Source organism: Pseudomonas sp. Bc-h, assembly GCF_002080045.1.
Taxonomy (GTDB): Bacteria; Pseudomonadota; Gammaproteobacteria; order Pseudomonadales; family Pseudomonadaceae; genus Aquipseudomonas.
The window spans coordinates 1-349 of record NZ_MUIN01000058.1; the positions used below are offsets into that span (position 1 = coordinate 1).

Consider the following 349-nt stretch of genomic DNA (forward strand, 5'->3'; position numbering starts at 1 on the left):
CCGCGTCAGCCTCCGAGCTCCTGTTTTGACTCTTATAAAACACAGCCACATGTTTCAACGCATTAGCCAGATCAACTGATGGTCCTTTATCTTTCCGAACAGTCTCAACGTATGCCTTAAACATGCTTTCCGCTTCGTTTGAATTTCCGCCTTTGTACAACACTTGCGCAAGCGCAAGTTGATTTTGCGCCAGTGTTTCAGAAGCGTTAGCCGAATAATTCAACAAATTTCCGCCACCGTCTGCTGCGCCCTGGTAAATTTGCACAACACGTTTTAGCAAGCGTTCTGCGTCGCCATACCGACCCATGCGCGAATAGAGATTGCCCAGGCTGCTTAGTGTGCTCGCTAC

Annotated in this window: 1 protein-coding gene; it reads right to left on the reverse strand. The window is 48.7% G+C overall.

What is annotated here, in order from left to right; all coding sequences use genetic code 11:
- A partial coding sequence (locus tag BWR59_RS32310) for a tetratricopeptide repeat protein (protein ID WP_143491019.1) occupies positions 1–349 on the reverse strand: 349 nt, incomplete at both ends.